At 73.4% G+C, this 26397-nt stretch carries 17 protein-coding genes; 8 read left to right on the forward strand and 9 right to left on the reverse strand.

Translation table 11 applies throughout. The features are described from left to right. Positions 1–17 precede the first annotated feature (17 nt). Positions 18–1988, reverse strand: coding sequence for a carbohydrate-binding protein (locus AAW13_RS04840; RefSeq protein ID WP_046733075.1), 1971 nt, complete (start codon positions 1986–1988; stop codon positions 18–20). A gap of 268 nt (positions 1989–2256) precedes the next feature. Here AAW13_RS04840 and AAW13_RS04845 point away from each other — a divergent pair, with 268 nt between their 5' ends. Next, positions 2257–3255, forward strand: a complete 999-nt coding sequence (locus AAW13_RS04845; RefSeq protein ID WP_046733076.1) for a LacI family DNA-binding transcriptional regulator — start codon at positions 2257–2259, stop codon at positions 3253–3255. Between the two features lie 33 nt (positions 3256–3288). Here AAW13_RS04845 and AAW13_RS04850 read toward each other — a convergent pair whose 3' ends face one another. Genes AAW13_RS04850 through AAW13_RS04865 form a run of 4 tightly spaced genes read right to left on the reverse strand, consistent with a single transcriptional unit; the run spans position 3289 to position 7460 of the window. Then, positions 3289–4371: a TFIIB-type zinc ribbon-containing protein gene (locus AAW13_RS04850; RefSeq protein WP_046733077.1), complete on the reverse strand. Its 1083-nt coding sequence runs from the start codon at positions 4369–4371 to the stop codon at positions 3289–3291. A 46-nt stretch (positions 4372–4417) separates the two neighbouring features. Then, positions 4418–5581 (reverse strand): SPFH domain-containing protein, encoded by a 1164-nt coding sequence (locus tag AAW13_RS04855; RefSeq protein WP_240528534.1) that lies wholly within the window; start codon positions 5579–5581, stop codon positions 4418–4420. A 52-nt stretch (positions 5582–5633) separates the two neighbouring features. After that, on the reverse strand, positions 5634–6206 hold the full coding sequence (locus AAW13_RS04860) for a GNAT family N-acetyltransferase (protein WP_079178711.1): 573 nt from the start codon (positions 6204–6206) through the stop codon (positions 5634–5636). Positions 6207–6251: 45 nt separating this feature from the next. After that, positions 6252–7460 carry a PucR family transcriptional regulator gene (locus AAW13_RS04865; protein ID WP_046733079.1) on the reverse strand — a complete coding sequence of 403 codons (1209 nt, stop codon included), beginning with the start codon at positions 7458–7460 and terminating at the stop codon, positions 6252–6254. 421 nt (positions 7461–7881) lie between these two features. Here AAW13_RS04865 and AAW13_RS04870 point away from each other — a divergent pair, with 421 nt between their 5' ends. The 6 genes from AAW13_RS04870 (at position 7882) to AAW13_RS04895 (ending at position 18617) form a co-directional block, all read left to right on the forward strand. Continuing rightward, positions 7882–9387, forward strand: a complete 1506-nt coding sequence (locus AAW13_RS04870; RefSeq protein ID WP_046733098.1) for an acyl-CoA carboxylase subunit beta — start codon at positions 7882–7884, stop codon at positions 9385–9387. A gap of 292 nt (positions 9388–9679) precedes the next feature. After that, positions 9680–11431, forward strand: coding sequence for a fatty acyl-AMP ligase (locus tag AAW13_RS04875; RefSeq protein ID WP_046733080.1), 1752 nt, complete (start codon positions 9680–9682; stop codon positions 11429–11431). Further along, positions 11428–15576, forward strand: a complete 4149-nt coding sequence (locus tag AAW13_RS04880) for an acyltransferase domain-containing protein (RefSeq protein WP_046733081.1) — start codon at positions 11428–11430, stop codon at positions 15574–15576. The genes AAW13_RS04875 and AAW13_RS04880 overlap by 4 nt, the downstream gene beginning before the upstream one ends. Positions 15577–15598: 22 nt before the next feature. Beyond that, complete coding sequence (locus tag AAW13_RS04885) at positions 15599–16543, forward strand: alpha/beta hydrolase (RefSeq protein ID WP_046733082.1); 945 nt, start codon at positions 15599–15601, stop codon at positions 16541–16543. Between the two features lie 86 nt (positions 16544–16629). Beyond that, positions 16630–17880: a PucR family transcriptional regulator gene (locus AAW13_RS04890; RefSeq protein ID WP_046733083.1), complete on the forward strand. Its 1251-nt coding sequence runs from the start codon at positions 16630–16632 to the stop codon at positions 17878–17880. A 95-nt stretch (positions 17881–17975) separates the two neighbouring features. Further along, positions 17976–18617 (forward strand): cutinase family protein, encoded by a 642-nt coding sequence (locus AAW13_RS04895; RefSeq protein WP_046733084.1) that lies wholly within the window; start codon positions 17976–17978, stop codon positions 18615–18617. A 64-nt stretch (positions 18618–18681) separates the two neighbouring features. Here the strand turns inward: AAW13_RS04895 and AAW13_RS04900 are convergent, their stop codons facing one another. The 3 genes from AAW13_RS04900 to AAW13_RS04910 form a co-directional block, all read right to left on the reverse strand. Further along, a complete protein-coding gene (locus AAW13_RS04900; protein WP_046733085.1) occupies positions 18682–20406 on the reverse strand; it encodes a hypothetical protein in 1725 nt (574 codons plus the stop codon). Between the two features lie 121 nt (positions 20407–20527). Continuing rightward, positions 20528–21595, reverse strand: a complete 1068-nt coding sequence (locus tag AAW13_RS04905; RefSeq protein ID WP_143144980.1) for an oxidoreductase family protein — start codon at positions 21593–21595, stop codon at positions 20528–20530. A 217-nt stretch (positions 21596–21812) separates the two neighbouring features. After that, positions 21813–22721, reverse strand: coding sequence for a LysR family transcriptional regulator (locus AAW13_RS04910; protein WP_046733086.1), 909 nt, complete (start codon positions 22719–22721; stop codon positions 21813–21815). A gap of 101 nt (positions 22722–22822) precedes the next feature. On the opposite strand from AAW13_RS04910, the gene AAW13_RS04915 reads away from it, so the two are divergent. Further along, positions 22823–23920 carry an NADP-dependent oxidoreductase gene (locus AAW13_RS04915; RefSeq protein ID WP_079178712.1) on the forward strand — a complete coding sequence of 366 codons (1098 nt, stop codon included), beginning with the start codon at positions 22823–22825 and terminating at the stop codon, positions 23918–23920. Here AAW13_RS04915 and AAW13_RS04920 read toward each other — a convergent pair. After that, on the reverse strand, positions 23907–26384 hold the full coding sequence (locus AAW13_RS04920) for a carbohydrate binding domain-containing protein (protein WP_046733087.1): 2478 nt from the start codon (positions 26382–26384) through the stop codon (positions 23907–23909). The genes AAW13_RS04915 and AAW13_RS04920 overlap by 14 nt on opposite strands. Positions 26385–26397 lie beyond the last annotated feature (13 nt).

The raw sequence follows: 26397 nt of genomic DNA on the forward strand, positions 1-26397 counted from the left end.
GCGGACCGCGGACCGGGTCAGTCGCCGACCTGGACCACCGCGGTCGCCCCAGCCCGGACCGTCGGCGTGGCGTACGTGTACGTCACGCCGTGGACCTTCTTGGTGCGCGCCCGCTGCCGCACGCCGTCGACGGTGATCCACTCGTGGGCGCCGCGGAACCGGGCCTCCCAACTGTAGGAGCTGTGCCGGGCGTTGTTCGTCAGTGTGGTCCTGGTGGCGCCGTCGTGCCGGACGGTGATCGTGTCCTTGCCGAGGGGGACGTCCGCGACGCGGAGCCACTTCATGCCCGACGGCAGCCGCGACTCGGTGGTCACCTGGTGCGCCGCCGCGTCCGGCGTGATGCCCATCAGGCCCTCGACGGTCTGGCTGACCAGGGTGAACGACACCTCGGGATAGTCGCCGTCGGGGCCCTGGCCGGAGTTGACGTGCTGCTGTTCCCGCTCCCCGTAGATCTTCTTCATCCACCACCAGGCGGTGTCTGCGCGGTTGTTCCTGAAGAACATGTCCGGCAGGTACGTCGTCGCCTCGATGTTGGCAGAGCCCTGCGGCCCCAGCTCCTGTGCCTGGATGTAGTCGAGGTAGGCGTCGTTGCGGGGGCCGGGGTCGATGATCTGCTTCATCGGCATGAAGACGCTGTTCTCCTTGCCCCAGCCGGTGACCGGGGTGCCGGAGGTGGTGTAGGCGCGGACCGTGCCGGCGCCGCTGCCGGTGCCGCTCCACGTGTCGTTGAAGTACTTCCTCAGGTCGGCGGCCTTGCGGTCGTACTTCTTGGCCAGCGCGGTGTCGCCCTTGCCCTGCGCGAGCACGGCCATCGCCAGGTACGCCTGGTACTCCGAGGCGATGGTGTCGCCGGCCTCCGCGAGGTGGTCGCCGTCCTGCTCGTTGTAGCTGGCGGCACCGGAGAAGATGCCGTTGCCCGTGCCCTCGGCGACCTTGACGTCGCCGTTGGGTACGGCGTTGTCGTGCAGGTCGATGAACTGCTCGGTGGCGTGCCGGTAGAAGTTCCACAGCACCGGGTCGTCGACGTAGCGGCGGTCACCGGTCCACAGGTACGCCTGGGCCGCCTTCTCGACGAGTTCGAAGACGGCCGGCACCTCGCGGACGAAGTCGTCCGGGTTCCTGTAGTCGATGCTCAGGTACGTCCTGGCGTCGAAGTTCAGGGACCACACCGGGAAGTACTGCTGCTCGGCGGTGGCCGAGGCCGCGTAGGAGCGCAGCATCGTCTCGTTCTCGGTGTCGAGGCCGATGAGATGGGCGCCCGCCAGTTGGTGCGTCATGTCCCGGGAGTAGTAGGCGCTGCGGTTGGCGTATCCGGCCCAGTAGGTGGGACCGTACGTCGCGGTGCCGGTACCGCTGGTGTGGTGCTCGTCGGCGTCGACCGGGCCGACCGTGCCGGGCAGTTGGACCCAGCTGTTGGCCTTCCGCTTGGCCCAGTCGAACATCTCGACGACCTCGGGGTCGGACGAGGAGATCTGCGGGTCGGCGGGGGCGGCCGGGGAGATCATCAGGTCGTCGGCGTTGACCCAGGCGGTGCCGGAGCCGAAGACGATCTCCAGCCGGTCGCCCGCCTTCAGGGCGACTCGGCTGACGGTGTAGCGGGCGTAGGTGGGGCGTCGGGGCAGCTCGACGGTGCCGACGGTCTCGCCGTTGCGCCGGATCGTGTACGTGCCGCCGGTGCCGGCGCTCGCCACCCAGGCGGAGAAGTCGTACCTGCCGTCGCGGGGCGCGACCAGCAGCTGCCTGGCGGTCTTGCCGGCGCCCGCGTCGAGGTAGAGGAAGCGGGAACCGCTGTGGACGTTCCCTTCGCCGACCCCGGTGCCCGGGTCGAAGCTCCAGCCGGTACCGCCGTTCTCGAATCCCGGGTCGGGCAGCGCGAGTTGGGGCCGGGTGTCGGCGGCGGTGCGGGGCGCCGCGACGGCGGACGTGACGGGGGCGAGCGGGGTCAACAGGGCAACGGCGGTGAGCAGCACGAGCCTTGAGGGCGTCATCGGGTCTCCCGGTCTTCGGTCACGACAGGGCTGGGCGGGGCGGGTCGTGGCGGAAAGCTAACAGGGGCGCAAGAAGCCGTTCAATGGTCTTGCACAGGAAAGATGCAAGGCCTTTGATGTGGATGCGAGAAACCATGTCTGATCCCGCTGAAAGTTTTCACTCATGGATTGCAAGTTGAACTGGGTGAGGCAAACTTGGTAACCGGATCCAGACACGAGGCATTTGAGGGGTCACACCGGTGACACCACGGGGGACGGAGGGAACCGTATGAAGGTCGGCATCACCGAGGTCGCGGTCCGGGCGCAGGTCAGTGAGGCCACCGTCAGCCGGGTCATCAACCGGCGCCAGGGAGTGGCCCGCAAGACCCGCGAGGCGGTCGAACGGGCGATGGCCGATCTGGGCTACGAGCGGCAGACCCAGGGCCAGCTCGTCGCCGTCGTCACCGAACTGGTGTCCAACCCGTTCTTCGCCGACGTCTGCGAACGCATCGAGGCCACCCTCGCCCCGCACGGCCTCAAGACGATCCTGTGCCCGTCCTTCCCGGGCGGCGTACAGGAACTGGACTACGTCACCTCCCTCGCCGACCGGGGCGTGGCCGCGGTCGTCTTCCTCTCCGCCAGCAACACGATCGAGGGCGCGGATCCGCAGGCGTACGAACTGCTGCGCTCACGCCGGATCCCGTTCGTCGGCGTCAACGGCCAGTTCGAGGGCGGCTGCGACGCCCCGGTCTTCTCCACCGACGACCTGCTCGCCGCCGAACTGGCCGTCGACCACCTGTACCGGTTGGGCCACCGCCGCATCGGCATGGCATCCGGCCCGGTCGGCAACCGTCCCGCCGACCGCCGCGTCAGCGGGTTCGTCGCCTCGCTGGCCCGGCGCGGGATCACCGACCCCGAGCAGTGGGTGGTCCGCCAGTCGTACACCGTCGAGGGCGGTCAGTCCGCCGCGCTCGCACTGCTCGGCCGCGGCGCCACGGCCGTCGTCGCCGCCAGCGACTACATGGCCCTGGGCGCGATCCGCGGCGCGCGCAGGCAGGGCCACGACGTCCCCGGCGACGTGTCCGTGGTGGGCTACGACGGCTCCATGATCATGGATTTCGTCGACCCCCCGCTGACCACCGTCCGCCAGCCCGCCGACCGGCTCGCGCCCGAGGTGGCCCGCAGCGTCCTCGCCCTCCTCGCCAACCGGGACGTCCCCGCCGGCGAACTCCTCTTCGACCCCGAACTGGTCGTCCGCGCGAGCACCGCCCCACCGAAGAAGGAGTGAGGCGGCCGTGCCGACGCGGATCCGGTGCGGGCTTCAGTTGCGCTGCGTCAGCACGAGCAGGACCGTCAGGGCGATCAGCAGCGCGCCGCCCACCGACGCCAGGGCGATCTTCACCGCGCTGTACGGCCGCTTGCCGATGACCTCCCCGGTGCGGGCGTTGACCATCACCGGCCAAGCCTTCCCGGCGTGCAGGTAGGTCAGGAACCAGACGGGCAGCAGCACCAGTTTGAAGGTGAGGCCGCTGTACAGGGTGGACATCGAGTGCACCCGCTGCTCGTCGCCGCCGATGTCCCGCTTGCAGTCGGCGCGGATCACCGGCGCCATCCGCGCCTTCGCCGACTCAAGGCCGGCCTCCGGCTCGACGTCGTACCTGACGGTGCGGAAGCCGGCCAGGTACTCCTCCTGGTAGGGAACCGTCTCCTCCAGCGGCCAGGGGGCCAGCTTGTCCAGCTCCTCCTCCGGCACCTGGCCGCTGCCGGGCACCAGTACGTCGTCGAAGAACCTGCCGACCGTTCCGGACGTGTGGTGCCAGCGGGTGTGCCGTACCTGGCGCTTGCGGCCCTCGGAGTCCTCCTCCTCCACCCAGTAGTGCTCGCCGCGTTCGCCGGTGTACCGGGTGGCGGTCTGCGCGTCGTACGTCCAGTGCGGCAGGTAGCTGCCCCGGAAGGTCTCCGCCTCGGTGACCTTCTTCAGTTCGCCGGGCGCGAACCAGCGGGACGCGGCCCACTTCGCGAGCGCGTCACGGGCCTGCTCACGGCCCACCCCGAAGGGCAGCACCGCCTCCGGCACCACCCGCTCGGTGCCGGAGGCGTCGGTGACCAGCGGGGTGGCGCAGAACGGGCACCTGTCGCTGAGCGTGTCGCTCTCGGTGACGGCGTGGCAGCCGGGGCAGGCGAACACCTTCACCCCGCCCGGTGCGGCCGCCCTGGGGGGCAGCTCGGCCAGCTCCTCGATCGGGTGCTCGGTGACCTGCCGCGGTATCGGCGTGATGTCCTGCTCGTGTCGGCAGTACGGGCAGCGCAGCGCGTACGTCCCGGGCGCGTACTCGCTGACCCCGCCGCACGCCTCGCACTGGAACGCCCGGCCGGGTGCCGGTGCCACGTCCTGATCCGTCAACTCAACTCTCCTTGCGACCTGTTGCCGGGAGCTTCCGGGGGCGGACTCAGCCCTGCGGGGGCAGCGGCGGGGGGACGTCGGCGAGCAGCGGTGCCAGTTCCGGGACCTGGTCCGCGGGCTGCCAGGAGGCCTGCCCGCTGCGCCAGACCAGCGTGGTACGGGTGAGGTTGCCGGCCGCCACCTGCCCGGCCAGCGCGCTCTCGTCGTACGGGCCCTGCTGCCGGCCGTCCACGGCGAGGAACCAGCGCGGCGCGGCGGGCAGCGGCGGCGGGACGTCGGCGGCGGCGGGGGCGGGCTGCGCCGGGGCTGCGGGTGTCGGGGCTGCGGGTGTCGGGGCTGCGGGTGCCTGGGGCGCCGGAGCGGGCGCACCGGACGTGCTCTGCACGATCTGCCGGCCCAGCGCCATGCCCACGCCCAGCCCGAGCGCGTCGCCGCCGGTGCCGGGGTTGGCGGCGGCGGTCTGGATCGCGTCGGCCGCCCGGAGCTTGGCGTAGTCGTCCAGGTCGCCGGCGATCGCCATCCGGGAGCGGGTGTCGATCGCCGCCTCCACCTCCGGCGGGACGCTGATGTTCTCGATGTGGAACCGCGGGACGGCGATGCCGGTGGCGGCCAGCTCCAGGGTCAGCGCCTCGGCCAGCTGCCGTCCGATGCCGTCCTGCCGGGCGGCGAGGTCCAGCAGCGGCACACCGGACGCGCCCAGCGCGGAACCCAGCTTGGAGACGATCAGCTGCCGCAGGTGCTCGCCGACCTCCTCGGTGCGGAACTGCGGGTCCGTGCCGACCAGTTCGCGCAGCAGCGCGGCGGCGTCCACCACCTTGGCGGCGAAGGTTCCGAAGGCCCGGACCCGGATCGTGCCGAAGTCGGCGTCCCGCAGGATCACCGGGTTCTGGGTGCCCCACTTGAAGTCGGTGAACTGCCGGGTGGTGACGAAGTAGACCTCGGCCTTGAACGGCGACTCGAAGCCGTGTTTCCAGCCCTTCAGGGTGGACAGGACCGGCATGTTCCGGGTCGAGAGGGTGTACGTGCCCGGCTGGTGGACGTCGGCGAGCCGGCCCTCGTTGACGAAGACGGCCACCTGCGACTCGCGCACCACGAGCCGGGCGCCCATCTTGATCTCGTTGCCGTGGCGCGGGAAGCGCCACACGATGGTGTCCCGGCCGTCGTCGGTCCACTCGACGATGTCGATGAACTCACCGCGGATACGGTCCATCAGCCCCACGACAATCCCCCACTCCCCGCGTCACCGCACGACGGTCAAACGATCAGCCGACAGTATGCCCATGCTGGTCCGCGGGCCGTGCGTCCCGGTCGCCGTTTCCGCCGGCGCGGCCCGAGGGGACCTCGCGCCGCATGCAGACCAGCTGAGGGCGCTCGTCCCACGAGTCGGTGACGGTGAACCCGAGCCGTTCGTACAGGGCGACGGCACCGGTCCGCCAGGTCCACACCGACAGCCGCACGCCGCTCACGCCGCTCCCGGCGGCATGCGTCAGCGCGGCACCGATCAGGCGGGACGCGATGCCCCTGCCCCGGAAGCCGGGGTCCGTCCAGAGCCTCTTGATCTCCGACCAGCCGTCGACGGGCGCGGTCACCACCAGGCATCCCACGGGGGTGTCCCCGCTCAGGGCCGTCAGCACGACGTCGTCGGCGAACGCGGTCCGCGGGTCCGAGATCTCTGCCCGGTAGCGGTCGGGCAGCCCGGCCACGTCGGTGACGGCCGCGCCCTTCTCGGCCTCCGTCCGCAGGTGGTAGGCGGCCAGCAGCCCGGCCAGGCCGTCCTCGGCGGACAGGGTCCGGCCCGGCCGGCGGACGACGCGGACCTCGCGGTGATCAGTCATGCCGTCAGCATCACACGGCGGTGCGGGACGGGGGTCGGCCAGGGGTCAGGGGGAGGCCGGGGCCTGGAGGGCGAGGATGAGTTCCAGTCGCGTGGCGGGGTCGTACAGCCGGTCGCCGAAGAGCCTGTCCAGTTGTCGCAGCCGGTAGCGGACCGTCTGCGCGTGGACGTTCAGCCGGTCGGCGGTGCCGGGGACGCTGCCGCCGCACAGCAGCCAGGCCAGCAGGGTCTCGCGAAGCCGTGCGCGGGGTGTCCGCGCCACCGTCTCCAGCGGAGCGAGAGCGCGTGACCGCAGGTGGGCGAGGAGCGGTTCGTCGCCGTGCAGGAGCAGGGTCGACAGGTGGTCGGCGCACCGCAGCAGCCCCTGCCGGGGCAGGATCCCGCGTTCCATCAGCCGCAGCGCACGAGTCGCCCAGCGCAGCGAGTGCGCCGCCTCGGCCGGTGGCACCGCGGGTCCGATCGCCGCCGGACGCCCGCGCAGCGTCAGGGCGAGCCTTCGGCCTTCGAGGCTCCCGGAGGAGTCGGGGTCGGGAAGCAGCAGCCGCGGTGGCCGCGCGCGCACGTCGGTCAGGGCACCCGCGGGCGACGGTGGCGGCTCCTCGTCGAGATCGCCGGAATCCGCCGCGAAGACCACGACGGCGACCCTCTCGGGTACGGTCCACCGGGCACCCCGCGCGAGTTCCTGAACGGCGTTCGGCGCCGCGGGCCGCTCACCGAGCAGCAGGTCGAGCAGCCGCCGCCTGCGGCGCTCCAGTTCACCCAGGTCGTCGAGGGTCGCCGCCGCGTATCCGGCCGCGGCCGCCTCCGCGACCTCGTGGACCGTGCGGAAGGCGAGTTCGCCCAGGGCCGACACGACCGCCGAGTCGACCCCCAGGTCCTCCGCGGTACGGCCCAGCAGACGCCACGCGTGCATACCGCCGACCCGCAGCGCGGACTGCAAGGCCTCCAGGCTCCGGCCGGCCCGGGCCGTGTCCCCGCCGAGTTGGTGGTAGGTCGCCGTGATCGTGTCGCCGCCGTCCTCGCCCGAACCGGTGACGTGGTCGACGAACAGGGTGAGCGCCTCGACCACGCCGGTGCGCAGTCTGCCGCCGACGGCGCCCTCGGACCGCGCGTACTCGGGAACCTGCTTGCGGACCTCCTCCTCCACCTCGGCGGCGACGGCGGCCAGTCCGTCGCGCAGCCTGCGGGCGAGACCGGCGGGGATCGGGGTCGCCGGACGGTCTCCCGGTCCGTCGTGGGGCGTGGGGACGGTCATCGGGTGCGCCTCTCGTTCGCGTGGGTTCCATGGAGCTCCGGTCACCCCCGCGGGTGCGCGCCGGCCGGGACGGCGCACACCTCCGAGGGTCTTCCGCGTGCCGGCAACCCTCTCGCACGGCCCGGCCCGGGCGACAGACCGCCGCCCCTGGGTGGCCACCGGCGCCGGAGAGGCTGCCGGGCCCGGACCGCGCACACGGCCGCCCCCTTGTCACGTCCGCACCAATCCCACCCCCCTCAGGACTCATGTCCCGCAAAGACGGCGGCGATCCTCTCGAACCCCTCCTCCCCCGCTGCCATATTCGAAAGCCCCTTCGGAGGTGGCAGTGACCCGAGAGGCAACGACACCCGGCGCACAGCAGGCTCCGCCGCGCACGTCCGACCGCACGTCCGACCGTACGTCCGACCGTACGGCCGGACGCATCGCCGACCTGGACGCCCGCCGGGCGCTGGCGACGGCTCCCGGCGGGCCGGGACGACGCGGCCTGTTCGGCGCGCGTGAACGCGTCGAACGGCTTCTGGACCGGGGCTCCTTCACCGAGACCGGCCTGTTCGTCCGCAGCAGGTCCACCGCGGACGACGCCCGCCGGCCCTACGGGGACGGGGTGGTCACCGGACACGGCACGGTCGACGGCCGCCCGGTCTGTGTCTTCGCCCAGGACTCCACGGTCTTCGGCGGCAGCATGGGCGAGGCCTTCGGGGAGAAGACGGTCGCGCTGATGGACCTGGCCCTGAAGACCGGTTGCCCGGTCATCGGGCTCAACGACGGCGGTGGAGCGCGTATCCAGGAGGGCGTCGCCTCGCTCGCCCTCTACGCCGAACTGGTCCGCCGCAACGTACAGGCGTCCGGCGTGATCCCGCAGCTCTCCGTGGTCCTCGGACCCTGCGCGGGCGGGGCCGCCTACTCCCCCGCCATCACCGACTTCACCGTGATGGTGGACGGCGCCTCGCACATGTTCGTCACCGGGCCCGACGTCATCGAGGCGGTGACCGGCGAGCGCACCACCGCCGAGGAACTGGGCGGCGCCCGCGCCAGCAACACCGTCAACGGCAACGCCCACTTCCTCGCCGCCGACGAGGAGGACGCCCTGGAGACGGTCCGCGACCTCCTGTCGTACCTGCCCGCCAACAACCTGGAACGGCCCCCGCGGTACGCCCCGCCGGCGGCCGTTCCCGACGGCGCACGGCTCGACCACGTCGTCCCCGACCGGCTCGGACAGGCCTACGACATGCGTGACATCCTGCGTCTGGTCGTCGACGACGGGGAACTGCTCGAGATCCAGGAGCTGTTCGCGCCGAACATCATCTGCGCGCTGGCCCGCGTCGAGGGCTGCTCCGTGGGTGTCGTCGCCAACCAGCCGCTGTGCGCCGCCGGTGTCCTCGACATCGACGCCTCCGAGAAGGCGGCGCGCTTCGTACGGTTCTGCGACGCCTTCGGCATCCCGCTGCTCACCTTCGCCGACGTCCCCGGCTACCTGTCCGGCGTCCGCCAGGAGCAGGCCGGGATCATCCGGCGCGGCGCGAAGCTGCTGTACGCGTACGCCGAGGCGACCGTCCCGAAGGTCACGGTGGTGGTGCGCAAGGCGTACGGGGGCGGGTACGCCGTGATGGGTTCCAAGCACCTGGGCGCCGACCTCAACCTCGCCTGGCCCACCGCCCGTATCGCCGTCATGGGCGCCGAGGGCGCGGTGGGGGTGCTGCACCGGCGGGAACTCGCGGCCGCCGCCGACCCGGTGGAGCTGCGCGCCCGCCTGGTCCGCGCGTACGAGACCACCCACGGCACCCCCTATCCCGCCGCCGAACGCGGGTACGTGGACGCGGTCATCGCCCCGCGCGACACCCGCGACCACCTCTGCCGTGCCCTGCGCGCGCTGCGCGGCAAGCGCGCCCCGATGCCGGAACGCCGGCACGGCAACATCCCGCTCTGATCCGGGCGGCGCCGGAGAACCCGCACAGCCCGCCCCGGTCCGCACAGCCCGCCCGGCCCGACCGGACCGACCAGACCGACCGGCCCAGTCAGTCGACCGGTCCGACCAGTCCAACCGGCCCAACCAGTCGACCGGTCCGACCAGTCCAACCGGCCCACCCAGTCGATCGGTCCGACCGGCCCAACCGGCCCAACCAGTCGACCGGTCCGACCGGTCCGACCGGGCGCGGACGTCCCGACGGTACGACCGCCCCGCCCGCCAGCCGACTCCGTGACATGAGGAGCCCCGCCCGATGGACAGCCACCGCCGCCCGCCCACGCCCTCGTTCCGCACCCTGCCGGAGTACGTGCGGCACTGGGCCCGGATCGCCCCCGACCACCGGGCGTTCACGTTCGTCGACCATCCGGCGCCGCACTCGCGCGGCGTGCACCGCGGCCTCACCTGGCGGCGTCTGGACCACCGGGTGCGGGCGCTGGCGGCCCGGCTCGCCGAGGAGGCCGGGCCCGGGGAGCGGGTCGCGCTGCTCTGCCCGCAGGGGCTGGAGTACGTCACCGCGTTCCTCGCGGCACCGGCCGCCGGACTGGTCGCCGTACCGCTGTATCCGCCCGGCCTGCCCGGGCACGACGGCCGGCTGTCGGCCGTCCTCGCCGACGCCCGGCCGGCGGTCGTCGTGACGACGGGCGGCGCGCTGCGCGAGGTGCGGGCCCTGTGCGCGGAGAGCTCCGTACGGATCGTCGTCGCGGACGAGGTGCCCGAGGCCGACGGTGACGGGCCGTCCGCCGCCGACGGGACGGAGACCGCCTACCTCCAGTACACCTCCGGTTCCACCCGCACCCCGGCGGGCGTGGAGATCACCCACGCCAACGTCGTCGCCAACGCCCGCCAGGCGCTCGGCGCGTACGGCGCGGACACCACTCCGGTGACCTGCGTCGGCTGGCTGCCGCTCTACCACGACATGGGGCTCGTGCTGAGCGTCGCCGCTCCGGTCGTACGGGGTCTGCACTCGGTGCTCATGGACCCGGTGGCGTTCCTGCAAGCGCCCGTGCGCTGGCTGCGGCTGCTCGCGGCACATCCGCGCGCGCTGAGTGCCGCGCCCAACTTCGCCTACGACTACTGCGCCTCGGCCGTCACCGACGCCGAGAAGGCGGATCTGCGGCTGGACGGCGTCGCCGCCCTGATCAACGGCAGCGAGCCGGTCCGCCCGGCCACAGCCGACCGATTCCACGCGGCCTTCGCCGAGCAGGGGCTCGCCCCGGAGACCCACTGTCCGTCGTACGGGCTCGCGGAGGCCACCGTCTTCGTCAGCGCCGCCCGGCCCGGCGGGCCGTTGCGCCGGTTCGCGCTCGACCGTGACGCCCTCGCGACCGGCAAGGCGCTGCCCGCGCGTCCGGGCGACGCCGGGGCCGTGCCGCTGGCCGGCTGCGGTGCCCCGGCGGGGCAGCGGGTGCGGATCGCCGACCCCGTCTCCCACGGTGTGCTGTCCGAGGGGGAGATCGGTGAGATCTGGGTGCAGGGCCCCAACGTGGGGCGCGGCTACTGGAACCAGGAGGAGCAATCCCGCCGTGTCTTCCGGGCCGGGGCCGCCGACACCGGGGACGCCTCGGGGGGCTGGCTGCGCACGGGGGACCTGGGGACCGTGCTGGAAGGCGAGCTGGTCGTCACCGGCCGGCTGAAGGACCTGATCGTGGTCGACGGCCGCAACCACTATCCGCAGGACGTGGAGGCCACGGCCCAGGACGCGCATCCGGCCGTGCGCCGCGACCGGCTCGCGGCCTTCGGTGTGCCGGGCACGCCGGACGGCTCCGGTGAGCAGGTGGTCGTGGTGGCGGAGCACCGGCGGGCCATGAGCCTGGCCGAGATCGACGTACCGGAGCTCGGGCGGGCCGTGCGCGCGGCCGTCTCCTCCCGGCACGGCCTCGGGCTCGCCGACGTGGTCCTGGTCCCGCCGGGCGCCGTGCCCCGCACCTCCAGTGGCAAGGTGTCGCGGGCCCGGACCCGGGAGCGGTATCTGGCGGGCGGCTACGCGGCGGAGGACGCGCGATGACGGGGGCCGGTGCGGGCGCGCTGCGCCGACTGGTCGCCGAACGGGTGGCCCGGTGGAGCGGCACGGCCGCCGAGGACGCCCCGATGGACCGGCCGCTGGCGGACCTCGGCATGTCCTCGCGGGACGCGGTCGTCCTGGCCGGGGAGCTGTCCCGGGCGCTGGGCCGGGAGCTGCCGGTGACGCTGCTGTGGGAGGCGTCCACCGGTGACGCCCTGGTGGCACGACTCTGCGCGGCGCCTGCCGAGGCGGCCCCGTCCCCGCCGGCGACACCGCCCGAGGCATCGCCCACGGCGGCGGCACAGCCCGAGGCGTCGCCACCGCCGGCGGCACAGCCCGAGCCATCGCCCACGGCGGCGGCACAGCCGGAGACATCGCGGCCGGCCGCGGCACAGCCCGAGGCATCGCGGTCGCCGGACGAGCCCGGCGCGGCGGGACGGTGGCCGGCGGACGAGCCGGTCGCGGTCGTCGGTGTGGGCTGCCGGCTGCCCGGGGGCGTACGCGGACCGGACGACTACTGGCGGCTGCTGAGCGACGGCGTCGACGCCGTCCGGCGGGTGCCCGAGGACCGGTGGCGCGACTTCACCCCCTTCCCGCCCGCCGACGCGCCCCCGTACGGCGGCTACCTCGACGACATCGCCGGGTTCGACGCGGACTTCTTCCACATCACGCCACGGGAGGCCGCGGTCATGGACCCGCAGCAGCGGATGCTGCTGGAGGTCGTCCACGAGGCACTGGACCACGCCGCCGTGCCGGCCGCGTCCCTCGCCGGGACGGCGACCGGCGTCTTCGTCGGTGTCTCCGCGCCCGAGTACGGCCGGCTCACCGGCGCCGACGCGGCCGCCGTCGACCCCTGGGCCCCGGCGGGCGCGGCGCTCGGTGTCACCGCGGGCCGCCTGGCCTACGTGCTGGACACCCGTGGGCCGAGCATGGCCGTCGACACCGCGTGTTCGTCCTCGCTGGTCGCCGTGCACCACGCCTGCGTCAGCCTGCGTACCGGCGAGAGCGACACGGCGATCGCCGCCGGGGTCAACCTGCTGCTCTCCCCCGCCGTCACCGTCGCGTTCCAACGGGCCGGCGCCCTCGCGCCGGACGGCCGGTGCAAGCCGTTCTCGCCGGCCGCGGACGGCATCGGGCGCGGCGAGGGATGCGCGGCCGTACTCCTGAAGCGGCTGTCCGACGCCGAGCGGGACGGCGACCGGATCCTCGCCGTCGTCCGTGCCACGGCCGTCAACTCCGACGGCCGCTCCAACGGCCTCCTGGCGCCCAACCCGGCTGCCCAGCAGGCCCTGTTGGCAGCCGCCTACGCTCGGGCCGGGCTCTCGCCGGCGCTGGTCGACTACGTCGAGGCGCACGGCACCGGCACCCCACTCGGCGACCCGATCGAGGCGGGCGCGCTCGGTGCGGTGCTCGGGCCGGGCCGCGATCCCGACCAGCCGTTGCTCCTCGGCTCGGTGAAAGGCAACCTCGGCCACCTGGAGAGCGCGGCGGGCATCGCGGGTCTGGTGAAGACGGTGCTGGCCCTGCACCGCGACACCGTCCCGCCGTCCCTGCACTGCGCCGGGGGCAGCGCCCTGGAGGACGTACGGCTGCGGGTGGTCACCGAGCCGGAACCGTGGCCGCGCTACAGCGGCACGGCCACGGCGGGGGTCTCCGGCTTCGGTTTCGGCGGCACCAACGCCCATGCGGTGCTGGAGGAACGGCGCCCCCGGTCCCCGTCGTCGCTCCCGGCCGGCGAGCCGGCCGCCCGCCTCCATCTCCTCTCCGACGCCGACGGCGAACGCCTGCGGGACACCGCGGGCCGGCTCGCCGCGTGGCTGCGCACGCCGCAGGGGGGCGCCGCGGACGGTGCCGACGTGGCACGCACCCTCGCCGGCCGGGCCGGCCGTGGGCCCGTGCGCGCCGCCGTCGTCGCCCGCGATCACGGCGAACTCGCCGACGCGCTGGACGCGTTGGCTCAGGGCCTCGACCACGCACGGGTCGTGACCGGCGAGCGCGACCGGGTCGGGCGCGGCCCGGTCTGGGTCTTCTCCGGGTACGGCACCCAGTGGGCCGGGATGGGGCGCCGGCTGCTGGCCGAGGAGCCCGCCTTCGCCGCCGCCGTCGAGAAGGCCGACGCGCACCTGGCCACGGAGTGCGGCTTCTCCCTGTACGACCACCTGGCCTCCGGGGCCGGTCTCGATCGCCTGGAGGTCGCCCAGCCCGTCCTGTTCGGCTTCCAGGTCGCGCTCGCCGAGCTGTGGCGGTCGCACGGTGTCGAACCCGCCGCCGTCATCGGCCACTCGGTGGGCGAGGTGGCCGCCGCGGTGTGCGCGGGCGCCCTGGACCTCTCCGACGCGGCGCGGGTCGTCGCCGTACGGGCCCGGCTGCTCGGTCGGCTGCGCGGCGGCGCCATGGCCGTGGTGGACCTGGCGGAGGACGAACTCGACGCGCTGCGCGAGCAGTTCCCCGGCGTGCAGGTCGCCGTGCACTCGTCGCCCGGACAGCGGGTGGTCACCGGCGAGGAGCGGGAGGTGGCCCGGCTGGTGCGACGGCTCGAAGAGGAGGGCCGGACCGCCCGGGCGATGCGGGTCGTGGGCGCCGGTCACTCCTCCCAGGTCGATCCGCTGCTGCCGGAGCTGACCGAAGCCCTGTCCGATGTGCGGGGCGGGCGGCCGCGGGTGCCCTTCTACTCGACGGTCCTGGACGACCCGCGCGGCGAGGGCGTCTTCGACGCCGCCCACTGGGCCGCGAACCTGCGGCGGCCCGTGCGCCTGGACCGGGCCGTCGCCTCGGCCGCCGCCGACGGGTACACCGCCTTCGTCGAGATCTCGCCGCATCCCGTGCTGTCCCGTGCCGTCACCGACACCGCGCCCGGCGCGCTCGCGCTCGGCACGCTGCGCCGCGACGCCGACGACGCCACCACGTTCCTGACCCAGGTGGGCACCCTCTACGCAGGGGGCCGGCGGATGCCGGTACCGGCCGGTCGCGTCATCGACCTGCCCGCACCGCGCTGGCGGCACCGCCGCCACTGGTGGACGGACCGGCGCGAACCCGCCGTGGCCGCACCGGGGGCGCCCGCGTCCCGGTACGGTACGGCCGGGGCCGCCCCGGCCGGCACCTCGCTCGTGACCCGCCTGTGCCACCACATCGCCACCGTCACCGGCCACCCGCGCGACCGCGTCACCCCTGCCACCGCGATCGCCGGTCTGGGCCTGGACTCGCTGATGGCGGTCCGGGTCCGCACCGCCCTCCAGACCGAGCTGGGCACCGAGGTGGCGCTGCGCGACCTGCTCGGCGCGGCCACCGTGCAGGACGCGGCCGACCGCGTCCGGCAGGCGCTGCCCACGAGCGACGGCTCCGCGCTGCGGCCGCTGCGCGGCACCGGCTCGCTGGCCCCGCTCTTCCTCGTGCACGCGGCCGGCGGTACGACCGACGTCTACCGCGCCCTCGTCGAACGGCTCGGTCACGAACGCCCGGTGTACGGACTCGAACGGCTCGAAGAGGCCCGCACGGTACCGGAGAAGGCGCGCCGCTACGCCGACCTCGTCACCGCCGCCCACCCGGACGGGCCCTGCCTTCTGGGCGGTTGGTCCTTCGGCGGTTTCGTCGCCCAGGAGACGGCCCGTCAACTCGCGGCCGCCGGACGGGAGGTGGAACTGGTGGTGCTCATCGACTCGGTACGGCCCCGGCTGCTGCCCGGTGTCACTCCGGCCGACCGGATCCGCGCCCACCTCACGGGCTTCGCCCGGCACGTCGCCGACACCTACGGCGCCCGGCTGGACCTGCCGTACGACGAACTCGCCGCCCTGGCGGACGACGCCGCGCGCATCGACGTCGTCCTGGGGAGCCTGCGCGCGGCCGCCGGCGTACCGCCGGCCGCGCTGGCCCACCAGCGCTCCTCCTACCTGGACATGCGGACCGGTGAGGCCCACGAGCCGGGCCGCTACGAGGGCCGGGTGGTCCTGTTCCGGGCCACCGAGCCGGCACCGCACACCGTGCCCGACCCGGCGTACGAACGGGACGACGAGGCGCTGGGCTGGGACGAGGTGTGCCCGCGCCTGACGGTCGTCCCGGTCGGCGGCCACCATCTGGCACTGCTCGACCCGCCGCACGTCGACACGATCGCCACCCGGCTGCGGCGGGAGACCGCCGAGCACGACCACTGAACCCGCAGGACGAGGAGCCGCCATGCACCCCCGCACCCCCGCAGTGTCCCGCCGCGCCGTCACCAGGGCCGCGGCGGCCGCGTCGCTGGCCGTCCTGTTCGGCGCCACGGCCGCCACCACCCGGGCCCGGGCGGCGACCTGGCTCGGACCGCGCACCCTGGACGTGTCGGTGGCGTCCGCCGCCCTGGGCCGCAGCGCGCCGGTACGACTGATCCTGCCGTCGTCCTTCGACGACCGGCCCGGTCCGACCTACCCGGTCCTCTACCTGCTGCACGGCGCGCACGACGACTACACCTCCTGGACCCGGGAGACGGACATCGAGGCCTTCACCGCGGACCGGGACCTGATCGTGGCGATGCCGGACGCGGGCCCCACCGGCATCCCGACCGTGTGGCGCGACGGCACCGACTACGAGGCCTTCCAGCTCCAGGAGGTCCCGGCTCTGCTCGCCCGCGACTACCGGGCCTCCGGCGTCCGGGCCGTCGCCGGGGTCTCCACCGGCGGCTACGGCGCCATGGCGCACGCGGCACGCCACCCGGGGGCGTTCACCGCGGCGGCCTCCTACAGCGGCATCCTGGACACCACCGCTCCCGGTGTTCCGCCGGTCTTCGACGCCATCCTGGCCCGCGAGAACCTGGCGTTCCTCTCCGTCTGGGGCAACCCGGTGCTCGACCTCCCCACCTGGCGCGACTTCGACCCGCAGGCCCGCGCCGCCGGGCTGCGCGGCACCGGCCTGTACGTCTCCAACGGCAGCGGGGTGATCGGCGGCAGCGGCGACCTGTACCCGGAGGCGCTGGAGAGCGCCCTGTGGCCCTCGGCGCACAGCTTCACCGCCACCCTGGCCCTGCTCGGCATTCCCGTCACCACCCACTACTACTCCGGCGGAGCACACAGCTGGGACTATTGGCGCCGGGAGTTCACCTCGTCCTGGCCCCTGCTCGCCGGCGCACTGGGACTGCCGGAGTGATGCCGGTGCCGTCGGTGCGCGGAACGGAACGCGGCAGCCGTCCGTCCACCGGGGTGAGCCGGTTCCGGGTGAAAGGAGTGTCCGCGATGGCCGTCCCCACCCCCCACGACGAGCCCACCGGCACGGCGGTCCCCCAGGTCCCCGCCGATCTGGCCGAGTTGCTGCGCGCCCAGCTCGAGGAGATCGCCGACGAGGTGGAGGAGGAGGTCCGCAGTCAGGTCCCGGAGTACGAGGGGCCGGCCGACGGGGTCCATCGCCGCAACCTGAGAGCCGGCGTGGTGACGGCGCTGACCCTGTTCGTCGACCACATCGCCGACGCCCGCGGCGGGGCGGACGCCATCGCGGCGACGTACTACGAACTGGGGCGGGTCGTGGCCCTGGAGGGCCGCAGTCTGGAGGCGCTCCAGTCCGCGGTACGCATCGGCGGACTGCACGCCTGGCGGCTGGTGGGCCGTACGGCGGAGGAACTCGGTCTGGACTCCCCGGTCGTGGCCGCGCTGGGCGAGCTGGCGTTCCGCACCGTGCACGAGGTGGCCGAGGCGGCGGCGGCCGGATACGCGGAGGGGCAGCTGCGCAGCGCGAACGAGCTGGAGCGGCGGCGCGGGCGGCTGCTGGACCTGCTGCTGCGCGACCAGCCGGTCTCCGCGCGGGCCGTGCAGGACCTCGCGCACGGCGCCCGGTGGCCGGTGCCGCGGCGGGTGGCCGTGGTCGCGCTCGCCGCCGCGCCGGACCGGCGGGACGAGGACCGGCTCCTGATGGGCGCCGACGCGCTCGTGGACATGGAGTCACGGCCGCCACGGGTGCTGTTGCCCGACCCGGAGAGCTCCGGGCGCCTCGGCGGACGGGCGTTCGCGGTCGCCCTGCGGGGCCGTCCGGCGGCGATCGGTCCGGTGGTCCCCCTCACCGAGGCCGCGCACTCGCTGCGCTGGGCCGTCCGTGCGCTGGGGCTGATGGGGCGTGGCGTGCTGCCCCGGCAGGGCGTGCTGCGGTGCGCCGACCACCTGTCGACCCTGCTGCTGCACAGCGACGAACCGCTCCTCGCGCAGTTACGGTCACGTGCTCTCGCGCCGCTCGCCGCGGTCCCCGAGGGGCAGCGCGCACGGCTCGCCGAGACCCTGCTCGCCTGGCTGCTCAGCGGCAGCAACGTGCCCGAGGCAGCCGCCCGGCTGCACATCCACCCGCAGACGGTCCGCTACCGCCTGCGCCAGCTGGAGAAGCTCTTCGGGGACGCCCTCCAGGACCCCGGCACCCGTCTCGACCTCACGCTGGCCCTGCGGACGGACGCGCCGCCCGTCATCCCCGACTCACCTCGGCAACAAAACCCGGAGAACTTCTGAATCACCGCCGATAACACCCGGCCGGGAAACGCGAATACGTTCGGGAGCGTCCTTTTCCGCAGGCGCTTCACGCGCCCGAACCGCAAAGGATCCCCATGCGTATCCGATTGGGCCTGGCCGCTCTCTCCCTGGTCGGCGGGTTCGGACTGGCCTCTTTCTCGACCTCCGCGGCAACTGCCGCCACCTGCACGGACATCGACGTCGTCGCCGCCCGCGGCACCTTCGAGCCGGGCACGCTCGGCGCGATCGTCGGCGACCCGGTGTATTCCGCGCTGCAAAAGAAACTGGCGGGCAGAACACTGTCGAGCTACAAGGTGGACTATCCCGCGGACCTTTCTCTCACCTCGGCCGCGCAGGGCAATGCGGACCTGGTGAACCACGTGACGAGCCAGGCGTCGGCGTGTCCGGCCCAGCGGTTCGTCCTCGTCGGTTATTCGCAGGGCGCGAACGTCGTCGACAACTCCATCGGGATCAGCAGTGCCGGCGCGCTCGTGGGCAGCCCCATCGTGGCCACGATTCCGGGCGCGCTGGAACCGAGGGTCGCGGCGGTGCTGCTGTTCGGCAATCCGATCCGGGCCCTCGGCAAGAGCGTCACCGGCACCTACCAGAGCCGCACCGTCGACTTCTGCGCCGACGGCGACCCCGTCTGCCAGAGCGGCGGCGACGACGTCCTGGCGCACCTCGGCTACACCGCCGACGCCGACGCGGCGGCGGTGTTCGCGGCGGGCAGGGTCTGAGTACGGCAGGCCACGCACGAAGGGCCCGGGAGGAGTCCTCCCGGGCCCGTCCGCTGTGCGGCCACTACGACTCGGGCTCGCCGGCGAAGCGCGCGAGGTTGCTGGAGACGGGCTCGGGCCGGCCGTCGTTCTGCACGGGCGCTGCGGTGAGCACGTCGAGGTGCTGGTAGCCGTCGGCGACCACCGGGTGCAGGTCGGCCGGGACACGGCCGGCCAGCAGACCGTCGCCGGCGAGGACCGTGAGCGTGGGGTCGGCGGTCAGTCCGTCGGGGTGCGCGACCAGCTTTCGCACCTGCGGGGAGGTGGCCAGTTCGAGGTCGGTGATCAGCTTGGTGGGGAAGTACTGCTCGGTGAAGTCCAGCGGCTGCTCGGCGAGGCTGCGGGCCAGCTCGTGGATGTCGGTGACCTCCTTGCCCGCGTCGGTGAAGGGCGTACCGTCGGCCGACCGGTAGCCGGGGTCGTCGGCGGCGCCGACCCGGTCGTAGTCGCGCCAGGTGTACAGCGGGCCGTGCGGCTGGGCCGGGATGGCCTTGTACTCGACGCCGAACAGCTCGGGCGTCCGCGAACTCCCGTTGGCGGAGGGGAAGTTCTTGTCGGTGATCGGTCCGCCGTCGAAGAAGCCGACGCTGCTCTGGAGGAACGCCAGCGGTTGGGAGTTGTCGTCCATCAGGGCGCCGAGCACGGCCGCGTTGGTGAGCCGGAAGTCCTTCACCGCGGGCGAGCCGGTGAGGAAGGTGGCGGCGTCCTTGGAGAAGAGGAAGCGGTTGGTGGCCTCGATGTCGGTGTTGGAGGGCAGGTAACCGGGCAGGTCGGCCTCGGCGTCCGGGTTCCGTAGGGCGCCGAGCCCGGCGATGGCCAGCAGGTTCATGGTCTCGGGGTTGAGCAGGACGGGGGCGGACAGCGTGCGCGGGAGCACTCCGCTGTCGAGCCCGGCCTGCACGGCACCGTAACCGAGGCCGACGTCCGGCAGGTCGGTGTCGTCCGGCATGCTGCCGCTCAGGTCGCCGAGCGAGGTGGAGACGGTGGTGTCGAGGGCGAAGTACCCGGCGCACTGGCGGTATCCGGCGTCGGCCGTGGTGGTGGGGTCGCCGTCGAAGTCCGCGGTGGCGAAGTAGCCGGTGATCACCCCGCCGAGCGAGTGCCCGCCGCACAGCACCTTCCGCTCGCGCAGTCCCTGGTCGGGCAACTCGGCGGTGAGCAGGTCGTACTGGTCCCGGACGGTCTGCCCGATGCCGAGTCCCGCCATCCACCCCAGCCGGTCGTTGCCGACGTATCCGGCGAAGGTACGGCCCTCGACCCGCTTGCCCCGGTAGTAGTAGTCGACGGCGGTGTGCTGGTCGCCGGAGGCGATCCCGGTGTGGTCCTCCAGGCAGTTCGAGCGCCGGTCCAGCGCCCAGAACTCGATGTGCCGGCCCTGCTCGGCGGCGCGTGCCACGGTGTCGCGGGCGACGCTGTCGAACGCTCCGGCTCCTTCCAGGATGCCCGGCTGGGCGACGAGGATCCGGTCGGCGTCGGCAGCCGCCGCGGGTCCGTCGGTGGCACGGTAGCGCAGGTAGGACAGCCAGTCGCAGGCCTCGGGCCGGGCTCCGAAGGAGGCCGGCAGCGGCACCTTGACCCGCACCACCGACTCGCTCACCCCGGCGACCGGACCCGACGACGCCACGGCCGTCTCGGTGCGCGTGACCGTCCCCTGGGCCTGCGGCGCGCCCGCGGTGAGCGCCCCGCCGGCCAGCAGCACCGCCGTAGCGGCGCCGTACCACGTTCTTCCTCTGCTGCGGCTCGTGTTCATAGCCGGACCGTAGGTCCGCGAGGGCCGCGCGACCGGGCCGTGCTCACAAGAACGCAGCAACCGGCGGGCCTCTTGTCACCGGTCGCGGAACCACGCCGGGCCGGGTGCCGGTGTGCCCGGTTCACAGCAGCCGGGCGGCGTCCCAGTCGTCGACGGCCGTCAGGCAGCGTTCGAGGATCGGCAGGGCGGCGGGCCACGGCCGGCCCTCGGTGGTGACGGCCATGACGTGCAGCGCCACCGGAGTGGTGAGGTTCCACAGCAGTGCGGCCCGGAGGTCCGCCACACAGGCGTCGAACCCGTACCCCGTCACTCCGTGCGCGGCCAGGCACGCCAGGTACTCCGTCAGGAGCTCCCGCTCGGCCGCCCTGCGCACCTCGGTGGTCAGGCTGGTGGCCAGGAAGCGGCCGACGTCCAGGAGACCGGTCGCGCGCTGCACGAACTGGAAGTCGACGAGCCGGGCCGGGCCGTCGGCGCGCTCCCCGGCGAAGGACACGTTCTGGCTGTGGAAGTCGCCGTGCACGAGGGTGGCGGGCCCCGCGGCCAGCGCGGCGGCGATGTTCTCGTACCGCGCGGCGAGCCGTGGCACGACCGGTTCCAGCAGGTCGGGCCAGTCGCCGTGGTGAGCGTGGATCCAGCCGCGGCAGAACTCGCCCACGAGCGACTCGCCCGGGGGCCGCACCCACTCGGCGGAGCCGGGCAGCTCACGACCCCACCAGCGGGCGTGCAGCGGGGCGACGGCCCGCAGTGCGCGGGACGCCTGGTCGGGGGTGCAGCCGTCGGACTGCCGGACGAACCCCGCGTCGCCCAGGTCTTCCAGCAGCAGGCAGACGGATCCGTCGCCGCGCCCGGCGCAGTAGTAGACCTCCGCGGTCCGCGCGTCGGGGACGAGCAGCGCGCGCTGGAGGTAGAGCCGTGCCTCCAGGGCGCTGAAGGCACGGCTCTCGGCGAACGCCGCGGAGGGCAGCTTCGCCATCACCGACCGGGGGCCCTGGGCCTGCGGGTCGGCGTACTCCACGCGCAGCCTGCTCACGCTGCCGACCAGCCCGGCCTGCCGCCCGCCGACGACGGTGACCGAGGTGACCTGTCCGGTCGCCGCGCGCCCGCCGCGGCGGAGTGCCCGGGTCAGGAAGCCCGGTGTGATGTCCTGCGGTGCGGCGGGGACGTCCAACGGGCCAAGGGGATCCGGCAAGTCGGCACACCTTCGTGTTCGGTCGTGGTTTCCGGAACGTGTTTCCGGAACGTGTTTCCGGAACGTGTGCCCGGAACGTGTTTCCGGGAGCTGTTCCGGAGACCGGTCCCGGGACCCGTTCCCCGGACCTGTTCCCCGGACCTGTTTTCCGGGACCCGTTCCCGGGAGCTGGGAGATTACCGCAGCCGTGCCGGCGACCGGGGGTCGTGCGGAGCGGTCAGCGGGGCGGCAGGCAACCGGCGGGGAGCGTCGCCCGCAGTTCTCTCACCAGGGCACGCACCGCGGCGGATCCGGCCGGCTCGGCGGCGGTGACGTAGCCGACCCGACGGGTCGGACGCCCGGGGCCGAGGTCGACGGTCGCCACCGAGTCCGGTGCTCCGGTCAGCGCGAGCGCGGGCATGATCGCCATTCCGTGGCCCGCGCCCACCAGGGAGAGGACCGCCCCGTCGTCCTCGGCCTCGACGGTCGCCTTGGGTATCCAGTCCTGCGCGGCCCACCATGCGCGGGTGTACGAGCCGCAGTTCTCGGCCCAGTCGACCAGCGGCAGCGTGCCCGGGGCGGTGTGCCCGGCCGCGTGCACCAGGGCGTAGGGCTCCTCGAAGAGGGCGCTCGCGACCAGCCCCGCAGGCAGCGGCGCGGTGCCGCCGAGCGTGGCGACGGCGATGTCCGCCTTGCCGTCGGCGACCTCGCCCGCGGTGCCGCGCCCCACCTCACGGACGATCCGCACCCGCGGGTCGAGCCCCGGGTACCGGTCCCGCAGCCGCTGGAGGACCGGCGGGAGCAGGTGCAGGGCCGCGCTGCGGAAGGCCGCGATCCGCAGTGGTCCCGCCACGCTGCCGGAGCGGGCCGCGGCCCGTGCCTCGGCGCCCAGGACGTCCAGCAGGCGCAGGACACGGCGGGCGTGGGCCACCGCCCGCTCGCCGGCCGGGGTGGGGCGGGCACCGGCGCGACCGCGCCGGAAGAGGACGGCACCGATCTTGCGTTCGCTGCCGCGGACCGAGTGCGACACCGCGGACTGGGTCAGACCGAGGGTGCCGGCCGCGGCCGAGAAGCCGCCTTCGTCCGCGACCGCGACCAGGACGCGCAGTTCGTGCGGAGCGAGGTCGGAGTCGGTCGTACGGGCCACGGGGCGCTCACCTCGACGTATGAGTACGGCTCATGGAACGGGACGTGCCATGAGCCCAACCGGCTGCCCGGCGGGCGCATTCCCGCCCTACGGTCCCGCTCATGAACGAGAGCGCGCTCACCGTCCACCAGACCGCCCGCCCGTACGGGCATCCCACAGCCGGGCACTTCGCCTTCGTCGAGTCCCCGCTTCCCGAACCCGCCGCCGGCGGCGTGCTGGTGGAGAACCTCTACTGGTCCGTCGACCCCTATCACCGCGAGCTGATGGACGACGTACCCGGCGGCTTCGCCCTCGACGCCCCGCTCGAGGGCCGGACCATCGGGCGCGTCGTCGCCTCTCGCACGCCCCGGCTGGCGGAGGGCGAGATCGTGTTCCACCGGCGGGGCTGGCGCACCCACTCGGTGGTCACCCCCGAGGAGATCCGGCGGTTGCCGCGCTTCGACGGCGTCCCCCTGACCGCGTACCTGAGCATTCTCGGCGGCACCGGGCTGACCGCCTACGTGGGCCTGACCCGGATCGCGCGGCTCAGGGAGGGCGAGGACCTGTTCGTGTCGGCCGCGGCGGGCGGGGTCGGCACGGCGACCGGGCGGTTCGCCCGGCTGCTCGGAGTGCGGCGGCTGGTGGGCAGCACGGGCTCGGCGGCGAAGGCCGGCCATCTGACCCGCGAGGTCGGTTACGACGCCGCCTTCGACTACCACGACGGCGACGCCGGCGACCTGCTGCACGAGGCCGCGCCGGGCGGCATCGACGTGTGCGTCGACAACGTCGGCGGCGAGCAACTGGCCGCCGCGGTGCGGGCGCTGCGCCACCACGGACGCATCGTGCGCGTCGGCACGATCAGCCAGTACAACACCCCCGACGCGCCGCCGCCGCGCTTCGACCACGCGGACGTCGTGGAGAAGAGCCTGCGCATCGAGGGCTTCCACATCCGCGATCACCACCGCCTTCAGGAGGAGCTGTACGAGTTCGCCGTGCCGCACCTGCGGAGCGGCCGGCTCACCGCGGACGAGACGGTGGTGGACGGGTTCGAGCACATCGTGGACGCGTTCCTGGGCATGCTGCGCGGCCACAACACCGGCAAGATCATCGTCCGGGACCACACCGTCCGCGCCGGGGCGGAGGCGGGCCGGGGCGACCCGGACCACCTCCGCGATGCGGAACCGCGCTCAGCGGGACCGGTGACCGTCAGGAGAGCTTGATCAGCGCGTAGTCGTCGCAGTACCCGGCCGCCGAACCGGAGTTCTTGTAGCAGTACACGCCGGCCGAGGTGGCGGAGACGCCCGTGGTGAAGAAGACGGGCTGCTGGGTGTAGGTCGTGGTCGAGGTCCGCAGGTATGTCTCCGTACCGCCGAAGCCCTTCACGCCCACCGCGACCTCCTCACCGGCCGTGGCCGCCCTGGCCCAGCCGACCAGCAGATAGGTGCCGCTGGAGGTGAGACCGCTCACGGTCTGGATGGCGCCGCTGGCACTGGCCCCGGTCTGGAGCGCGTAGGTGCCGGAGCGGGCGTTGGCGGCGACCACACTCGACGCCGTACCGGTCGACTGGGCCCACGGGGTCAGCGCGCCGGTCTCGTAGCCGGGGTTGGTGACGGCGTTGCCGGCGGAGGACAGCGGCTCCACCGCGAGGTCGTCGCAGTAACCGGCGCCGCCGCCACCGGCGTTCTTCCAGCAGTAGACCGTCGCCGTGGTGCTCGACGAGCCGGTGGTGAACAGCACCGCCGCCTGGCTGTACGACGTGGTCGCGATGTTGGTGTACGTCTCCGTGCCGCCGAAGTTCTTCACACCGATCGCGAGGGTCTCGCCCGCGGTGGCGACCTTGGCCCAGCCGGTCAGCAGGTAGGTGGTGCCGGGGCTGAGGCCGGTGAGGGCCTGGTTGGCACCGCTGCTGCTCGCCGCGGTGGTCAGGGCGTCGCCGCCGGTACGGGCGTTGGCGGCCGTCACGGACGACGCGCTGCCGCTCGCCTGTGTCCAGGGGGACAACGCGCCGGTCTCGAAGCCCGCGTTGGAGAGCAGGTTGCCGCCGGTGCCGTTGTACGCGCCGATGTCGGGGGCGGCCGTCGCGGAGACGGCGTTGCCGAAGGCGTCGAGGCCGCCGTTGGAGCTGATCACCGTGCCGGCCCGGATCGCCGGGGAGGACGCGTGCACCTGGTAGGCGTTCTTGCCGGTGTACGACGACGAGGTGCCGGCGTTGCCCGGGTTGCGGAACTCGGGGTCGGAGGTCACCTTCGCGGCGTCGGCGGGCTCGCGGGAGGGGTGGTTGCCGTAGAAGAGGTTGTTGGAGTACGTCGACGTGCCGGTGGTGGTGAAGTAGTTGCCGGAGCCGTAGTTGAAGACGGCGTTGTTCTGGAAGGACAGGGCACCGCTGATGGACGATCCGGAGCGCGAGTACAGGATCGGGGTGCTCAGGCCGTCCCGTACGTAGAAGGTGTTGTTGTAGAACAGCGGGACCGCCGCGGTGCTGCCGCTCTGGTTCGGGACGCCGCCCACGAAGTGCAGGACGCCGGCGCCGTGGGTCTGGGTGCCGGAGGCCGGGCAGCCGGAGTTGCTGCCGTCGTTCTCGCTGATGTTGTAGCGGACCACCGTGCCGTCGCTGGGGACGGTGGAGGTGGGCTCGTTGGCGATGGTGAACGGGGGCATCACCAGGAGGAAGCCGCCGAGGTTCTGGTGGCTGTAGTTGTACTGGAACGTGGTGTTGTGGTTGCCCCAGTCCACGTCGAAGCCGGTGCCGTCGGCGCCGTTGACGTGGCAGTAGACCTCGTTGTTCTGGACGACGGTGTTGTTGCTGCCGGACATCCAGATACCGGCGGAGGCGCCGTTGCAGTACTGGCCGGACGGCGGACAGGTGGACTTGGCGCCGCCGTAGCCGGCCTTGTTGCCGTCGATGAGGGCGCCGTCGTTCTTCACGACGAGGATGTCGTCGGCGCCGTCGTAGGTCATCGTGTTGTTGCGGATGACGGTGTTCGTGGTGAGGCCGGTGCCCTGGCCGTCCCCGTCGGGGGTGACGGCTACGGCGATGCGGTCGACGTGGTCGAAGGTGTTGTTCTCGACCACCACGTCGTCCCAGGTGGAGACCGGGGTGGTGTGGTCGGTCTGGACGCCGACGCCCGCGTTGGTGGAGTACCAGCCGCCGCCGTAGCCGGCGATGTTGTGGATGTACATGTCGTGCACGCGGATGTGGTGCAGGACGCCGCCGGAGCTGTTCTCGGCGAGGACGCCGGAGCGGTAGGCGGGCGAGGAGGCGTTGTCGACCAGTTCCAGGCCGCCGATGTCCCAGTACTGCTGGTTGAGCAGCTTGACGACCGCGCCGGTGGCGCCGGCCGCGTCGATGACCGGTTTGGCGCCGGATCCGTAGGAGCTGATCGAGATGTTGTTGCCGGAGGCTCCCGAGCCACCCGGGGTGAGCTGGCCGGTGCAGGTGGTGCCGGCCTTGAAGAGGATGCTGTCGCCCGCGGCGAACGTGGTGCCGTTGACGCTGCCGACCGCGTTCCAGGGGCTGGCCTGGGTGCCGCTGCCGTTGCCGGCGGCCGAGCAGTCGACGTAGTAGGTGGTACCGGCCGCCGTGGCGGTCTGGGCCGGGAGCACGAGGGCTCCCGCCATCGTGGCTAGCAGGGCCAGAACGCGTGCTGCCCGGCGGACCGGGCGCGTCGGTCTGCGACTCTTCATCGCGACGCTCCTT

It is taken from the genome of Streptomyces humi, assembly GCF_001005085.2.
In the GTDB taxonomy this organism is placed as follows: domain Bacteria; phylum Actinomycetota; class Actinomycetes; order Streptomycetales; family Streptomycetaceae; genus Streptomyces; species Streptomyces humi.

Bases quoted from the DNA above. Each gene is read 5' to 3' on its own strand.
- AAW13_RS04855 (WP_240528534.1), bottom strand. From the start codon at position 5,581: ATGGACCGTATCCGCGGTGAGTTCATCGACATCGTCGAGTGGACCGAC.
- AAW13_RS04865 (WP_046733079.1), bottom strand. From the start codon at position 7,460: ATGACCGTCCCCACGCCCCACGACGGACCGGGAGACCGTCCGGCGACC.
- AAW13_RS04890 (WP_046733083.1), top strand. From the start codon at position 16,630: ATGGCCGTCCCCACCCCCCACGACGAGCCCACCGGCACGGCGGTCCCC.
- AAW13_RS04875 (WP_046733080.1), top strand. From the start codon at position 9,680: ATGGACAGCCACCGCCGCCCGCCCACGCCCTCGTTCCGCACCCTGCCG.
- AAW13_RS04840 (WP_046733075.1), bottom strand. From the start codon at position 1,988: ATGACGCCCTCAAGGCTCGTGCTGCTCACCGCCGTTGCCCTGTTGACC.
- AAW13_RS04885 (WP_046733082.1), top strand. From the start codon at position 15,599: ATGCACCCCCGCACCCCCGCAGTGTCCCGCCGCGCCGTCACCAGGGCC.
- AAW13_RS04860 (WP_079178711.1), bottom strand. From the start codon at position 6,206: ATGACTGATCACCGCGAGGTCCGCGTCGTCCGCCGGCCGGGCCGGACC.
- AAW13_RS04920 (WP_046733087.1), bottom strand. From the start codon at position 26,384: ATGAAGAGTCGCAGACCGACGCGCCCGGTCCGCCGGGCAGCACGCGTT.
- AAW13_RS04845 (WP_046733076.1), top strand. From the start codon at position 2,257: ATGAAGGTCGGCATCACCGAGGTCGCGGTCCGGGCGCAGGTCAGTGAG.
- AAW13_RS04895 (WP_046733084.1), top strand. From the start codon at position 17,976: ATGCGTATCCGATTGGGCCTGGCCGCTCTCTCCCTGGTCGGCGGGTTC.
- AAW13_RS04915 (WP_079178712.1), top strand. From the start codon at position 22,823: ATGAACGAGAGCGCGCTCACCGTCCACCAGACCGCCCGCCCGTACGGG.
- AAW13_RS04900 (WP_046733085.1), bottom strand. From the start codon at position 20,406: ATGAACACGAGCCGCAGCAGAGGAAGAACGTGGTACGGCGCCGCTACG.
- AAW13_RS04880 (WP_046733081.1), top strand. From the start codon at position 11,428: ATGACGGGGGCCGGTGCGGGCGCGCTGCGCCGACTGGTCGCCGAACGG.